This window comes from Flavobacterium ginsengiterrae (assembly GCF_039539785.1).
Taxonomy (GTDB): Bacteria; Bacteroidota; Bacteroidia; order Flavobacteriales; family Flavobacteriaceae; genus Flavobacterium; species Flavobacterium ginsengiterrae.
The window spans coordinates 86,727-100,919 of sequence record NZ_BAABDU010000007.1 but is presented as its reverse complement, the minus strand read 5'-3'; the positions used below and the strand labels follow the sequence as shown (position 1 = coordinate 100,919).

Here is a 14,193-nt window from a genome sequence, read left to right as displayed (position 1 = left end):
AATATTAAGCTACTGCTTTTCTATTTTTACCAGTCTTCATTAAACCATCATAATGTTTGTTTAACAAGTATGAATTGATTTGTTGAATAGTATCTATTGCAACCCCAACCATAATTATTAATGAGGTACCTCCAAAAAACATTGCCCAAGATTGTTGTACATCCATAATACTTACAACAATAGCTGGGAACACAGCAATCAAAGCAAGGAATAAAGATCCTGGGAAAGTTATTAAAGACATCACTTTATCTAAGAAATCTGAAGTTTCAGCTCCTGGACGAACTCCCGGAATAAAACCGCCGCTTCTTTTTAAATCATCAGCCATTTTGTTAGTAGGTACAGTGATTGCAGTATAGAAGAATGTAAATACAATAATTAAAGTTGCAAATACAAAATTATACCAGAAACCAAACATATTACTAAATGCACCAACAATTGATTGTGATGTATCTGACTTAGACAGTCCAGCTACAGCTGCAGGGATAAACATAATTGCCTGAGCAAAAATGATTGGCATAACCCCAGAAGCATTAAGCTTAAGAGGAATCCATTGTCTATTACCTCCTGCCAAATCTTGCTCATAATCACCAGTTGTTGTACGACGAGCGTACTGAACTGGGATTCTGCGTACTGCCATTGTAAGCAATACACAAGAAATGATAACTAATAACCACACAATAATTTCAATAACTAACAACATTGGACCTCCATTGTTATTGGTAACTCTCGTTGTAAACTCTTGAATAAAAGCTTGTGGTAAACGAGCTAAGATACCAACCATAATTAATAATGAAATTCCATTTCCAATACCTTTATCTGTAATTTTTTCACCAAGCCACATAGCAAAAATTGTACCTGTAACTAAGATGATAACTGACGAGAACAAAAATTCAGGAGAATTAAAGCCTAGTAGAAAAGCACTACCAGGCAATGTTCTGTATAAATTATAGATATAAGTTGGACCTTGAACCAGTGTAATAGCTATAGTCAACCAACGAGTGATTTGATTAATCTTTTTTCTACCACTTTCTCCATCATTCTGAAGTTTTTGCAAATAAGGAATAGCAATTCCCATTAACTGAACAACAATAGATGCAGAAATATAAGGCATGATACCTAAAGCAAAAACTGAAGCTTTAGAGAAAGCACCCCCAGTAAACATGTCTAGGATAGATCCTAAACCATTTTTAGTTTGTCCCGCTAAACCTGTTAATTGAGTTGCGTCAATTCCAGGAAGCGTAACGTGTGCACCAAAACGATATACTAAAAGCAATCCTAATGTAATTAAGATTCTGTTTTTCAGTTCTTCGATTTTCCAAACATTACTTAGTGATTCAATAAATTTCTTCATCTTAATAGATAAGTTATATAGTTACAGCTTCACCACCAGCAGCCTCAATAGCAGCTTTTGCAGTAGCAGTAAATTTGTGGGCAGTTACTTTTAATTTTGCTTTCAATTCACCTCTACCTAAAATCTTAACGATTTCATTTTTTGAAGCTAGACGATTTGCTACGAAATCTGTCATAGAAACAGAATCAGTAATCACACCATTGTCTACTAATAATTGAAGCGTATCTAAATTAACACCTTCGTATTCTTTACGATTGATGTTTTTGAAACCAAACTTAGGAACACGTCTTTGAAGTGGCATTTGCCCTCCTTCAAAACCAATCTTTTTAGAATAACCAGAACGAGATTTAGCTCCTTTGTGACCTCTTGCAGCAGTGCCACCTTTTCCAGAACCTTCTCCTCTACCTACTCTTTTATTTTGATTGTGCGTTGATCCTTCAGCAGGTTGTAAGTTACTTAAATTCATAACAGTATTTGTTATTTAGCTTCTTCAACAGAAACTAAGTGTTTAACTTTGTTTATCATCCCAAGGATAGCAGGATTTGACTCATGCTCCACAACTTGTCCTAATTTACGTAGACCTAAAGCTTCTAAACCTCTCTTTTGAGAAAGAGGACAGTTGATCTTGCTTCTTACTTGTTTTACTAATAATTTAGCCATAATTTCCTTGATTAACCTTTAAAAACTTTTTCTAAAGAAACTCCTCTCTGTTTTGCAACAGTATGAGCGCTTCTCATTTGTAATAAAGCATCAAAAGTTGCTTTAACTACGTTATGAGGATTTGATGATCCTTGAGATTTAGATAATACGTCGTGAATACCTACTGATTCAAGAACTGAACGAACAGCTCCACCAGCAATAACTCCTGTACCATGAGAAGCAGGAATTAAGAATACACGTGCACCACCAAATTTACCTTTTTGTTCGTGAGGAACAGATTGACCATTTAAAGGAATTCTCACTAAGTTTTTCTTAGCATCTTCTACTGCTTTCGCAATTGCTTCAGAAACGTCTTTAGATTTTCCTAATCCGTGACCAACTACTCCATTTTCATCACCTACAACTACAATAGCAGAAAAACCGAAAGCTCTACCACCTTTTGTAACTTTAGTAACACGATTTACACTTACCAGACGATCTTTAAGTTCAAGACCACTAGGTTTTACCAATTCTACATTTTTGTATTTAGACATAATATATTAGAATTTAAGTCCAGCGGCTCTTGCGCCTTCTGCTAATGATTTAATACGACCGTGATATAAATAACCACCTCTATCAAAAGTGATTGTATCAATCCCAGCTTTTAACGCTTTCTCTGCAACTAATTTTCCAACAGCAGCAGCGATTTCAACGTTAGTACCTTTTCCTATTTCTTTTTCTCTTGAAGATGCAGCTAATATAGTAACTCCATTTACATCGTCAATAAGTTGAGCGTAAATTTCTTTGTTACTTCTAAATACAGATAATCTTGGCTTAGCAGCAGAACCACTAATCGTTTTTCTAATTCTGAATTTAATTCTCTGTCTTCTTTCAGATTTTGTTAATGACATAATCTTATATTTTAAGCTGATTTACCTGCTTTTCTTCTTAATACTTCACCCACAAATTTAACACCTTTTCCTTTGTATGGCTCAGGCTTACGGAAACCTCTGATTTTCGCAGCAACCTGTCCTAAAAGTTGTTTATCAAATGATGTTAATTTTACGATTGGGTTCTTACCTTTTTCAGATATTGTTTCTAAAGATACTTCTGGAGCAATTTCTAAAACAATATTGTGAGAATATCCAAGAGCTAAATCTAATTTTTGACCTTGGTTTGAAGCTCTATAACCAACTCCAACTAATTCTAGTTCTTTTGTGAAACCTTCAGAAACACCAACAACCATATTACTGATCAAAGATCTGAATAATCCGTGTTTTGCTCTGTGGTCTTTATGATCAGACGATCTTTCAACTAAAACTTGATCGCCTTCAACAGTTACATTTACGTCCGAAAACTCTTGAACTAGTTGACCTTTTTTTCCTTTTACTGTAATAATACCGTCTTTAACTTCTACAGTTACACCAGCAGGGATTACAATTGGGCTTTTACCTATTCTTGACATCTTTTCTAGTGTTTAAAATTAGTATACGTAACAAATTACTTCACCACCTACATTTAATTGCTTAGCTTGTTTTCCTGTCATCAAACCTTTTGATGTAGAAACAATAGCAATTCCTAATCCGTTAAGGATTCTTGGTAATTTGGCAGCACCTGCGTACTTACGTAAACCAGGTTTACTAATTCTTTGGATATCTTTGATTACAGGCTCTTTAGTATCTTTATCATACTTCAAAGCAATTTTGATAGAACCTTGAACTGTGTTCTGCTCAAATTTGTAACTTAAGATGTAACCTTGATCGAATAAGATCTTAGTTATTTCTTTTTTTAGATTAGAAGCTGGAATCTCAACAACTTTGTGGTTTGCAGCCACAGCGTTACGAACTCTCGTCAAATAATCTGCAATAGGATCTGTATACATATGTATTTGATTGCGATTATGGTTTTCAGGAAGCACTCTGCTTCCTGAACCTTTAATCAATTTATAAACTTTTTTAAATTACCAGCTGGCTTTTTTTACACCAGGAATTAACCCATTGTTAGCCATTTCACGGAAAGTTACACGTGAAATACCGAATTGACGGATATAACCTCTAGGTCTACCTGTTAATTTACAACGATTGTGTAAACGAACTGGTGAAGCATTTTTAGGTAATCTTTGTAGGCCTTCATAATCTCCAGCTTCTAATAAAGCTTTTCTTTTTTCAGCATACTTAGCTACCGTTTTCTCTCTTTTCACCTCGCGGGCTTTCATTGATTCTTTAGCCATGTCTTAATTCTTTTTAAAAGGTAATCCTAATTCAGTCAATAATGACTTTGCTTCCTTGTCTGTTTTTGCAGTAGTAACAAATGTAATATCCATTCCTGAAATTTTGTTTACTTTGTCAATATCAATTTCTGGGAAAATGATTTGCTCTAAAACTCCAAGATTGTAGTTACCTCTTCCGTCGAAACCAGTAGCTTTAATACCACTAAAATCTCTAACACGTGGTAAAGAAGAAGTAATAAGTCTATCTAAAAACTCATACATTCTTTCTCCACGTAAAGTTACTTTTGCTCCAATAGGCATCCCTTTTCTTAATTTGAAAGACGCAACGTCTTTCTTAGAAATTGTAGATACTGCTTTTTGTCCAGTGATCTTAGTTAACTCATCAACTGCATAGTCAATAAGTTTTTTATCAGATACAGCTGCACCAACTCCACGGCTCAAAACGATTTTTTCAAGTTTAGGAACTTGCATTACGTTTGTATATCCGAACTCTTCTTTAAGAGCAGAGATTACTCTACTCTTATATTCTTCTTTTAGTCTAGGTGTATATGCCATTACTATAGTACTTGATTAGATTTTTTTGAAAATCTTACTTTCTTATCTCCTTCTACTCTAATACCTACTCTAGTTGTTTCCTTAGTTTTAGGATCAATTAAAGCAATGTTAGAAATTTGAATAGAAGCCTCTTTCTTAACGATACCACCTTGAGGGTTTTTAGCACTTGGTTTAGTGTGTTTTGAAACCAAGTTTACACCTTCAACTATCGCTTTGTTTTTCTCACGGTAAACACGTAAAACTTTACCTTCAGCACCTTTATGGTCTCCAGCAATAACTCTTACGATATCTCCTGATTTTATTTTTAGCTTTATCATCTTAAAAACGAATTAAAGCACTTCTGGTGCTAATGATACAATTTTCATGAATTGTTTTTCACGAAGTTCTCTTGCTACCGGACCAAAAACACGAGTTCCTCTCATTTCCCCTGCAGCATTCAAAAGAACACATGCATTGTCATCGAAACGGATATAAGAACCATCAGCTCTTCTCACTTCTTTTTTAGTACGTACAACAACTGCAGTTGAAACAGCTCCTTTTTTTACGTTTCCGTTTGGAGTTGCATCTTTGATAGAAACTACAATTTTGTCACCAACAGAGGCATATCTTCTTTTAGTACCTCCTAAAACACGAATAGTTAAAACTTCTTTAGCTCCCGTGTTATCTGCTACTTTTAGTCTTGATTCTTGTTGTACCATAATTATTTAGCTCTTTCTAAGATTTCAACTAATCTCCAACATTTTGTTTTACTTAAAGGACGCGTTTCGCTGATTCTTACAGTATCACCAATGTTACAGTCGTTTGTTTCGTCGTGCGCAACATATTTCTTTGTTTTTAACACGAACTTACCGTATAATGGGTGTTTTACTTTTCTTACTTCTGCAATAACGATAGATTTATCCATCTTATTTGAAGTAACAACACCTATTCTTTCTTTTCTTAAATTTCTTTTTTCTTCCATCTTTCAGCAGAATACAATTATTGTAACTCTCTTTTAGTTAACTCTGTAGCTAATCTAGCAACTGTTCTTCTAACGCTTCTAATTTGAAGTGGGTTAGCAATTGGAGAAATAGCGTGAGCCATTTTTAGGTCAGCATATACTTTCTTAGTTTGACTAAGCTTTTCTTGCAACTCCGCTGCAGAAAGATCTTTTATTTCTGATTGTTTCATAATAAATATAAATTATGCTTCGAAATCTCTAGCAACGACGAACTTAGTTTTTACTGGAAGTTTTTGAGCTGCAAGACGTAAAGCCTCTTTTGCAACTGACAATGGAACCCCTCCAACTTCAAACATAATTCTTCCTGGTTTAACAACAGCAGCCCAATATTCAACTGCTCCTTTACCTTTACCCATACGTACTTCAAGAGGTTTCTTAGTGATAGGTTTGTCTGGGAAAATTTTGATCCACAATTGTCCTTCTCTCTTCATGTAACGAGTTGCAGCGATACGCGCAGCTTCGATTTGACGTGAAGTTAAGAACATTCCATCTTCATGCACAGATTTAATACCAAACATTCCATTTGAAAGTTCATGCCCTCTTTGAGAGTTACCCTTCATTCTACCTTTTTGTACCTTGCGGTATTTTGTTCTTTTAGGCTGTAACATTTTTCTTTAGTTTAAAAATTTACTTTCTTTTACGAGCGTCTGGTTTTCCACCTTTATTAAAGTTAGATTTACCTCTAGGGGCATCTCCACCTTTACCACCGCCAGTACCAGATTGTTTTTTATCCATTCCAGCAAGTGGAGAAAGATCTCTCTTTCCATAAACTTCACCTTTCATGATCCATACTTTGATACCCATTCTACCGTAAGTAGTGTGAGCTTCAGCCAAAGCATAATCAATATCAGCTCTGAAAGTTGATAGAGGAATTCTACCTTCTTTGAAACCTTCAGAACGTGCCATCTCAGCTCCATTCAAACGACCAGAAATCAAAACTTTGATACCTTCAGCGTTCATACGCATAGAAGCAGCAATAGCCATTTTGATTGCACGTCTGTAAGAAATACGGCTTTCGATTTGACGAGCGATGCTTGTCGCCACAAGATAAGCATCTAACTCAGGTCTTTTAATTTCAAAGATGTTAATTTGAACCTCTTTATCAGTAACTTTCTTAAGTTCCTCTTTTAACTTGTCTACCTCTTGTCCGCCTTTTCCAATAATGATACCAGGTCTAGCAGTAGTGATAGTAACGGTTACAAGCTTTAAAGTTCTCTCGATGATTACTTTAGATACACTAGCTTTTGATAAACGAGCGTGGATATACTTTCTGATTTTGTGATCTTCAGCTAATTTATCGCCGTAATCATTTCCACCATACCAGTTTGAGTCCCATCCTCTGATGATACCAAGTCTATTTCCAATTGGATTTGTCTTTTGTCCCATGCTGCTTAAGAATTGCTTTGTGTGTTATTGATAGCTCCAAGCACGATTGTTACGTGGTTAGAACGTTTTCTTATTCTGTGTGCACGACCTTGTGGAGCTGGACGAAGTCTTTTTAACATCATTCCACCATCTACTCTGATCTCTTTAACAAATAATCCAGCCTCTTCTAAATTACCTTCACTATTTTTTTGCTCCCAGTTATTGATTGCAGATAATAATAGTTTTTCCAATTTTCTTGAAGCTTCTTTAGAACTGAATCTTAAAATGTTAAGTGCTCTTTCTACCTTCTGACCTCTTACCAAGTCCGCTACTAAGCGCATTTTTCTAGGTGAAGTAGGGCAGTTATTCAATTTTGCGAAAGCGATAGACTTATTAGCCTCTTTTCTCGCATCTGCTGTTTCTCTTTTACGAACTCCCATTGCTTCTTTTATTTTTTACCTTTATTTTTTGCTCCAGCATGACCTCTAAAAGATCTAGTTGGTGAAAACTCTCCTAATTTGTGACCTACCATGTTTTCTGTTACGTAAACTGGTACAAATTGACGACCGTTATGAACTGCGATTGTTTGTCCAACAAAATCCGGAGTAATCATAGAAGCTCTAGACCAAGTCTTAACTACTGCGTTTTTACCACTCTCTACGTTTTCTTGAACTTTCTTATCTAATTTATAATGAACGAAAGGTCCTTTTTTTAATGAACGTGCCATATCTTATTATTTCTTTCTACGTTCTACGATATACTTGTTACTCGGGTTTTTCTTAGAACGAGTTCTGTAACCTTTAGCTGGCAATCCGTTTCTTGAACGTGGGTGCCCTCCAGAAGAACGTCCTTCACCACCTCCCATAGGGTGATCAACTGGGTTCATCGCTACTGGTCTAGTTCTAGGTCTTCTTCCTAACCATCTTGTTCTACCTGCTTTTCCAGATACAACTAATTGGTGGTCAGAGTTAGAAACAGCTCCAATTGTAGCCGAACAAGTTAACAAGATTAATCTTGTTTCTCCAGATGGCATTTTAATTGTTGCATATTTCCCGTCTCTTGCCATTAACTGAGCAAAAGTTCCAGCCGAACGAGCAATTACAGCTCCTTGTCCTGGACGTAACTCAATACAAGATATAACAGTTCCAAGAGGAATTCTGCTTAAAGGCAATGTATTACCAATTTCAGGTTGAGATTCCGGACCAGAAACTAATTTCTGACCAACTTTCAATCCGTTTTGAGCAATTACATAAGTTTTCTCTCCATCAGCATAAGCTAATAAAGCAATGAATGCAGTACGATTTGGATCGTATTCGATTGATTTCACTGTAGCCGGAATTCCGTCTTTAGTTCTTTTGAAATCAATAATACGATATCTCTGCTTGTGACCACCACCCGTATAACGCATGGTCATCTTTCCTTGACTATTTCTACCTCCAGAGTTTTTTATCGGTGCTATCAAAGAGCGTTCCGGCTTATCAGTTGTAATGGCGTCATAACCATTCACAACTCTAAATCGCTGACCTGGGGTAATAGGTTTTAATTTTCTTACTGACATTTTTCTATCTTAGATATTGTTGTAAAAATCAATTGTTTCTCCTTCTTGTACTTGAACAATTGCTTTTTTAATTGCATTTGTCTTTCCACTGATTAAACCACTTTTAGTGTATTTAGTAGATCTATCTGGTCTCACATTCATTGTATTAACAGAAACGATAGTAACTCCATAAGCAGCCTCAACAGCTTTCTTAATTTGAATTTTATTCGCTTTTCTATCAACAACAAATCCGAAGCGGTTTAGAACTTCACTTTCTTTGGTTACTTTTTCAGTTACTATAGGTCTAATTATGATACTCATACTCCTATTATTTACTTAAATTTTCTTCAATTAACTCTAAAGAACCCTCCAAAAGCACTAAATTATTAGTGTTTAATATTGCGTAAGTGCTTAATTCTGAGCTAGTTACGACATTAGAAGCCTTTAAATTGCGTGACGACAAATATACATTTTTATTTGACTCACCCAACACAAATAGAGATTTTTTATTTTCTAACCCTAAAGCTTTCAAAACGTTAATGAAATTTTTAGTGTTTGGCGCATCAAAATTAAAGTCTTCAAGAACGATAATATTTGACTCTTTTGCTTTGATTGAGAAAGCTGATTTTCTAGCCAATCTTTTCAAACCTTTATTCAATTTAAATGAATAACTTCTTGGTCTTGGTCCAAAAACTGTTCCTCCACCTTTAAATAAAGGATTTTTAACACTTCCTGCACGAGCTGTACCCGTACCTTTTTGCTTTTTAATCTTACGAGTACTACCAGTTACTTCAGCTCTTTCTTTAGCTTTGTGAGTACCTTGTCTTTGATTAGCAAGATATTGCTTAACATCAAGATATACTGCGTGATTGTTTGGCTCAATTGCGAATACTGAATCAGAAAGTTGAACTTTTCTTCCAGTATCTTTTCCGTTGAAATCTAATACTTTTACTTCCATTACTTCTGAATGATTACGTAAGAGTTTTTGTGTCCAGGAATACACCCTTTAACAACAAGCAGGTTCTTTTCAGCAACCACTTTTAAAACTCTAAGGTTTTGTACTTTTACATTATCTCCACCCATTCTTCCAGCCATACGCATTCCTTTGAATACTCTAGATGGATAAGAAGAAGCTCCTACAGAACCTGGCGCTCTTAAACGGTTGTGCTGACCATGAGTAGCTTGTCCAACTCCACCAAAACCGTGACGTTTAACAACACCTTGGAAACCTTTACCTTTAGACACACCTTGTACATCTACAAATTCTCCTTCTTCAAAAATAGAAACATCAATAAGATCTCCTAATTTTTGTTCAGTTGCGAAATCTTGGAATTCAACGACTTTTTTCTTAGCAACAGTTCCAGCTTTTTTAAAGTGCCCTAAAGCAGCTTTAGTAGAATGTTTCTCGTTTTTGTCATCGAAACCAAGTTGCAACGCTTCGTACCCGTCAACACCTTTGGTTCTGACTTGGGTAACAACACACGGCCCAGCCTCGATTACTGTACAAGGAATGTTTTTCCCGTTTTCGTCGAAAATACTAGTCATGCCGATTTTTTTACCAATTAACCCAGACATAAATATTAATTATTAATTACTAAAATTCCCTTCAATTTGAAAATAACAGAAATTTCCAAACAGGGAGTGCAAAAGTAGACATTAAAATTGAATATACCAAACAGTTAGAAAAATTAAATCGCTCATTATCAAAATCCAAGCACAAAACCACCATTAAAAACAACTTTTTATACCTAAGATTTTAAGGCGATTTTTCTTTTCCATAACTCACTCACACTTAACAATTAATTAATCCAATCACAACAAAACACTCCCCCACCTCTTTAAAACAAAGGACTTTAGAAAAATCAACAAAGAAACATGAGACTTAAAAACCCTTTATTCAACACAAAAAAAGCGTTATTTAAAAACAAAAAAAAGCGAGACATTTCTGACTCGCTTTTTATATAAAAAATATAATAAAATTATACTTTAATCTCTACTTCAACACCACTTGGCAATTCAAGTTTCATTAAAGCATCAATAGTTTTAGATGAAGATGAATAAATATCAATCAATCTCTTGTATGACATTACTTCAAATTGCTCTCTCGCTTTTTTGTTAACGTGCGGAGAACGTAATACAGTGAAAAGTTTTTTGTGAGTTGGCAACGGAATTGGACCTGTTACAACCGCACCAGTAGTTTTTACTGTTTTTACGATCTTTTCAGCAGATTTATCTACCAACATGTGATCGTAAGATTTTAGTTTTATTCTGATTTTTTGACTCATTTTCTTAAAATTAAGCGTTACCTTTTGCTTTTTTGATTACCTCTTCTGAAATATTAGAAGGTGTTTCTGCATAGTGAGAAAACTCCATTGTTGAAGTAGCTCTACCAGAAGACAATGTTCTTAATGTTGTTACATATCCAAACATTTCTGACAAAGGCACATCAGCCTTAATAGTTTTAGCACCATTTCTATCACCCATATCATTAACCTGACCTCTACGACGGTTCAAGTCACCTACGATATCACCCATATTTTCTTCCGGAGTAATAACTTCGATTTTCATGATTGGCTCAAGAATAACAGCTCCAGCAGCACGTCCTGATTCTTTATAACCCATTCTCGCAGCTAATTCAAAAGATAATGCATCAGAATCCACAGGGTGGAAAGATCCATCTGTTAAAGTCACTTTTAAACTATCCACAGCATATCCTGCTAATGGACCAGTTTTCATAGCTTCTCTAAATCCTTTTTCAACAGCAGGGATATATTCTTTAGGAACGTTACCACCTTTTACAGCATTGATAAATTGTAATCCAACTGGAACTTTACCATCAACTTCATCAGCAGGCTCAATTGTAAATACGATATCACCGAATTTACCACGACCTCCAGATTGTTTTTTATAAGTCTCTCTATGTGTTGCAGATCTTGTAAACGCTTCTTTATATTCAACCTGAGGCTCACCTTGGTTCACTTCAACTTTAAATTCACGTTTCATACGATCTACTAAGATATCCAAGTGAAGCTCACCCATACCTGAAATAATAGTCTGACCAGAAGCCTCATCAGTTCTAACTGTAAATGTTGGATCTTCTTCAGCTAATTTAGCCAAAGCCATACCCATTTTATCTACGTCAGCTTTTGTTTTAGGCTCAATAGCAATACCAATTACCGGATCAGGGAATTTCATAGATTCCAAAATAATTGGATGCTTTTCATCAGAAAGAGTATCTCCAGTTTTAATATCTTTAAAACCTACAGCAGCTCCAATATCTCCAGCCTCAATAAATTCGATTGGATTTTGTTTGTTTGCGTGCATTTGGTAAATACGAGAAATTCTTTCTTTATTACCAGAACGAGTATTTAAAACATAAGATCCAGCATCTAAACGCCCAGAATATGCACGGAAGAAAGCTAAACGACCTACGAATGGGTCAGTAGCAATTTTAAATGCTAAAGCAGCAAACGGCTCTTTTACATCTGGCTTACGTAAAATTTTCTTTTGATCTTCTTCTAATAAATCAGCATCATCAGGATGAATTCCTTCAATACCTTCTTTATCTAACGGAGATGGTAAATACTTACAAACAGCATCTAACATAAACTGAACTCCTTTATTTTTGAAAGAAGAACCAGCAAGCATTGGAATGATCGCCATATCAATAGTAGCTGCTCTTAAAGCATTATTGATTTCTTCTTCAGTAATAGAGTTTTCATCCTCCATATATTTATCTAAAAGATTTTCATCATAAGTTGCAATCTCTTCGATAAGAATAGAACGGTAATGCTTTACATCATCAACCATATCAGCAGGAATATCCACAACATCAAAAGTAGCTCCTTGAGTTTCATCATGCCATACAATAGCCTGATTTTTCACCAAGTCAACAATACCTTTAAAATCTGCTTCATCACCAATAGGTAAAGTAATTGCAACCGCATTCGATTTCAACATATCTTTAACCTGTCCGCATACAGCTAAAAAGTTAGCACCTTGACGGTCCATTTTATTTACGAATCCCATACGAGGAACTCTATATTGATCTGCAAGTCTCCAGTTAGTTTCCGATTGAGGCTCAACACCATCAACAGCACTAAACAAGAAAACTAAACCATCAAGTACACGTAAAGAACGGTTTACCTCTACAGTAAAGTCAACGTGTCCCGGAGTATCAATAATATTAAAGTGATAAGGCAATGATTGAGGAATAACTTTACCTTGTTCTGTTGGGAAGTTCCAAGTACAAGTTGTAGCAGCAGAAGTAATTGTAATACCTCTTTCCTGCTCTTGAGCCATCCAGTCCATTGTTGCAGCACCATCGTGTACCTCACCAATTTTGTGTGACTTTCCAGTATAAAAAAGAATACGCTCAGTTGTTGTTGTTTTACCAGCATCAATGTGAGCAGCGATTCCGATATTTCTTGTATATTTTAAATCTCTAGCCATTTCTTACGAATTAAAATCTAAAGTGAGAGAATGCTTTGTTAGCTTCTGCCATTTTGTGAGTATCCATTCTTTTCTTAACTGCAGCACCTTCTTCTTTAGCAGCAGCTAAACACTCAGATGCTAAACGTTGTGCCATAGATTTTTCATTTCTTCTTCTAGCATAAAGTATTAACCACTTCATAGCCATAGAAATTTTTCTGTCCGGACGAATCTGCATTGGGATTTGGAATGTAGCTCCACCCACTCTACGGCTACGTACTTCTACGTGAGGCATAACGTTTGTTAAAGCATCTTTCCAAATTTCTAATGAAGTTTTTTCATCATTTTGCTTTTTAGATTCGATGATATCAATAGCATCATAAAATACTTTAAAAGCTGTAGATTTCTTACCATCCCACATTAAGTTATTCACGAAACGTGTTACTAATTGGTCGTTAAACCTAGGATCCGGTAAAAGTGGTCTTTTCTTTGCCGCTCTTTTTCTCATGTCTTTTTCTTAAAAGTTTTTAAATTACTTTTTTGCTTCTTTTGGGCGTTTAGCACCGTACTTAGATCTTCTTTGCGTTCTTCCTGCAACACCTGACGTATCAAGCGCTCCACGAACGATATGATATCTAACACCTGGTAAATCTTTTACCCTTCCACCTCGCACTAATACTATCGAGTGCTCTTGTAGATTGTGTCCTTCTCCTGGGATGTAAGCATTCACCTCATTACCATTTGTCAAACGCACACGCGCAACTTTACGCATTGCAGAGTTTGGTTTTTTTGGTGTAGTAGTGTAAACACGCGTACAAACCCCTCTTCTTTGAGGACAAGAATCTAAAGCAACCGATTTACTCTTCTTAGTGATCTGAGTTCTTCCTGTTCTTACTAATTGTTGAATTGTTGGCATAATTAATACTAAAAATTAATATGATATTAAATTCCCGCTTTTTACGGGGTTGCAAATGTATAAAATAAATTTCACTATACAAACGTTAATCTATTAATTTTCAACAACATTATTTAATCGTATGTTTTTACAAACAAACAATAGATATTTGCAAGACTTTTAATTAAAC

General features: G+C 35.4%; 25 protein-coding genes. All 25 read right to left on the bottom strand.

Annotated elements, in window-relative coordinates; all coding sequences use genetic code 11:
- Positions 1-4 precede the first annotated feature (4 nt).
- On the bottom strand, positions 5-1,351 hold the full coding sequence (gene secY, locus ABD859_RS19765; RefSeq protein ID WP_012022479.1) for a preprotein translocase subunit SecY: 1,347 nt from the start codon (positions 1,349-1,351) through the stop codon (positions 5-7).
- 13 nt (positions 1,352-1,364) lie between these two features.
- Positions 1,365-1,817 carry a 50S ribosomal protein L15 gene (rplO, locus tag ABD859_RS19760; protein WP_012022480.1) on the bottom strand — a complete coding sequence of 151 codons (453 nt, stop codon included), beginning with the start codon at positions 1,815-1,817 and terminating at the stop codon, positions 1,365-1,367.
- Between the two features lie 11 nt (positions 1,818-1,828).
- The gene (gene rpmD, locus ABD859_RS19755; RefSeq protein ID WP_012022481.1) at positions 1,829-2,011 is read right to left on the bottom strand and encodes a 50S ribosomal protein L30; all 183 of its coding nucleotides are present in this window, start codon (positions 2,009-2,011) and stop codon (positions 1,829-1,831) included.
- A gap of 11 nt (positions 2,012-2,022) precedes the next feature.
- Entirely contained in the window at positions 2,023-2,547 is a 525-nt protein-coding gene (rpsE, locus tag ABD859_RS19750) for a 30S ribosomal protein S5 (protein ID WP_085949269.1), read from the bottom strand.
- A gap of 3 nt (positions 2,548-2,550) precedes the next feature.
- Positions 2,551-2,901, bottom strand: a complete 351-nt coding sequence (gene rplR, locus ABD859_RS19745; RefSeq protein ID WP_083572173.1) for a 50S ribosomal protein L18 — start codon at positions 2,899-2,901, stop codon at positions 2,551-2,553.
- Between the two features lie 11 nt (positions 2,902-2,912).
- On the bottom strand, positions 2,913-3,455 hold the full coding sequence (rplF, locus tag ABD859_RS19740) for a 50S ribosomal protein L6 (RefSeq protein WP_012022483.1): 543 nt from the start codon (positions 3,453-3,455) through the stop codon (positions 2,913-2,915).
- Between the two features lie 18 nt (positions 3,456-3,473).
- The gene (gene rpsH, locus ABD859_RS19735) at positions 3,474-3,872 is read right to left on the bottom strand and encodes a 30S ribosomal protein S8 (protein ID WP_008464306.1); all 399 of its coding nucleotides are present in this window, start codon (positions 3,870-3,872) and stop codon (positions 3,474-3,476) included.
- 78 nt (positions 3,873-3,950) lie between these two features.
- Positions 3,951-4,220, bottom strand: coding sequence for a 30S ribosomal protein S14 (gene rpsN / locus ABD859_RS19730; protein ID WP_008464305.1), 270 nt, complete (start codon positions 4,218-4,220; stop codon positions 3,951-3,953).
- Positions 4,221-4,223: 3 nt separating this feature from the next.
- Positions 4,224-4,775, bottom strand: coding sequence for a 50S ribosomal protein L5 (gene rplE, locus ABD859_RS19725; protein ID WP_345146363.1), 552 nt, complete (start codon positions 4,773-4,775; stop codon positions 4,224-4,226).
- Between the two features lie 2 nt (positions 4,776-4,777).
- Positions 4,778-5,092, bottom strand: coding sequence for a 50S ribosomal protein L24 (gene rplX / locus ABD859_RS19720; protein WP_008464300.1), 315 nt, complete (start codon positions 5,090-5,092; stop codon positions 4,778-4,780).
- A gap of 12 nt (positions 5,093-5,104) precedes the next feature.
- Positions 5,105-5,473 carry a 50S ribosomal protein L14 gene (rplN, locus tag ABD859_RS19715; RefSeq protein WP_007803649.1) on the bottom strand — a complete coding sequence of 123 codons (369 nt, stop codon included), beginning with the start codon at positions 5,471-5,473 and terminating at the stop codon, positions 5,105-5,107.
- Positions 5,474-5,475: 2 nt separating this feature from the next.
- Positions 5,476-5,736, bottom strand: a complete 261-nt coding sequence (gene rpsQ, locus ABD859_RS19710; RefSeq protein WP_007803646.1) for a 30S ribosomal protein S17 — start codon at positions 5,734-5,736, stop codon at positions 5,476-5,478.
- A gap of 17 nt (positions 5,737-5,753) precedes the next feature.
- The gene (rpmC, locus tag ABD859_RS19705; RefSeq protein WP_008464297.1) at positions 5,754-5,945 is read right to left on the bottom strand and encodes a 50S ribosomal protein L29; all 192 of its coding nucleotides are present in this window, start codon (positions 5,943-5,945) and stop codon (positions 5,754-5,756) included.
- A gap of 12 nt (positions 5,946-5,957) precedes the next feature.
- On the bottom strand, positions 5,958-6,383 hold the full coding sequence (rplP, locus tag ABD859_RS19700) for a 50S ribosomal protein L16 (RefSeq protein WP_008464295.1): 426 nt from the start codon (positions 6,381-6,383) through the stop codon (positions 5,958-5,960).
- 19 nt (positions 6,384-6,402) lie between these two features.
- Complete coding sequence (rpsC, locus tag ABD859_RS19695; protein ID WP_012022487.1) at positions 6,403-7,161, bottom strand: 30S ribosomal protein S3; 759 nt, start codon at positions 7,159-7,161, stop codon at positions 6,403-6,405.
- Positions 7,162-7,166: 5 nt separating this feature from the next.
- Entirely contained in the window at positions 7,167-7,580 is a 414-nt protein-coding gene (rplV, locus tag ABD859_RS19690; protein ID WP_007803631.1) for a 50S ribosomal protein L22, read from the bottom strand.
- Positions 7,581-7,588: 8 nt separating this feature from the next.
- Complete coding sequence (rpsS, locus tag ABD859_RS19685) at positions 7,589-7,867, bottom strand: 30S ribosomal protein S19 (RefSeq protein ID WP_008464288.1); 279 nt, start codon at positions 7,865-7,867, stop codon at positions 7,589-7,591.
- 6 nt (positions 7,868-7,873) lie between these two features.
- Positions 7,874-8,698, bottom strand: a complete 825-nt coding sequence (rplB, locus tag ABD859_RS19680; RefSeq protein WP_035650459.1) for a 50S ribosomal protein L2 — start codon at positions 8,696-8,698, stop codon at positions 7,874-7,876.
- A 9-nt stretch (positions 8,699-8,707) separates the two neighbouring features.
- The gene (gene rplW, locus ABD859_RS19675) at positions 8,708-8,998 is read right to left on the bottom strand and encodes a 50S ribosomal protein L23 (RefSeq protein WP_345146359.1); all 291 of its coding nucleotides are present in this window, start codon (positions 8,996-8,998) and stop codon (positions 8,708-8,710) included.
- A gap of 7 nt (positions 8,999-9,005) precedes the next feature.
- Positions 9,006-9,635, bottom strand: a complete 630-nt coding sequence (gene rplD, locus ABD859_RS19670) for a 50S ribosomal protein L4 (RefSeq protein WP_057124293.1) — start codon at positions 9,633-9,635, stop codon at positions 9,006-9,008.
- The gene (gene rplC / locus ABD859_RS19665; protein ID WP_057124294.1) at positions 9,635-10,252 is read right to left on the bottom strand and encodes a 50S ribosomal protein L3; all 618 of its coding nucleotides are present in this window, start codon (positions 10,250-10,252) and stop codon (positions 9,635-9,637) included. The genes rplD and rplC overlap by 1 nt, the downstream gene beginning before the upstream one ends.
- 404 nt (positions 10,253-10,656) lie before the next feature.
- The gene (gene rpsJ / locus ABD859_RS19660) at positions 10,657-10,962 is read right to left on the bottom strand and encodes a 30S ribosomal protein S10 (RefSeq protein ID WP_007803605.1); all 306 of its coding nucleotides are present in this window, start codon (positions 10,960-10,962) and stop codon (positions 10,657-10,659) included.
- A gap of 10 nt (positions 10,963-10,972) precedes the next feature.
- Positions 10,973-13,129: an elongation factor G gene (fusA, locus tag ABD859_RS19655; RefSeq protein ID WP_345146358.1), complete on the bottom strand. Its 2,157-nt coding sequence runs from the start codon at positions 13,127-13,129 to the stop codon at positions 10,973-10,975.
- A 10-nt stretch (positions 13,130-13,139) separates the two neighbouring features.
- A complete protein-coding gene (rpsG, locus tag ABD859_RS19650) occupies positions 13,140-13,616 on the bottom strand; it encodes a 30S ribosomal protein S7 (protein WP_024981505.1) in 477 nt (158 codons plus the stop codon).
- A 24-nt stretch (positions 13,617-13,640) separates the two neighbouring features.
- Entirely contained in the window at positions 13,641-14,024 is a 384-nt protein-coding gene (rpsL, locus tag ABD859_RS19645; RefSeq protein ID WP_007136570.1) for a 30S ribosomal protein S12, read from the bottom strand.
- Between the last annotated feature and the right edge of the window lie 169 nt (positions 14,025-14,193).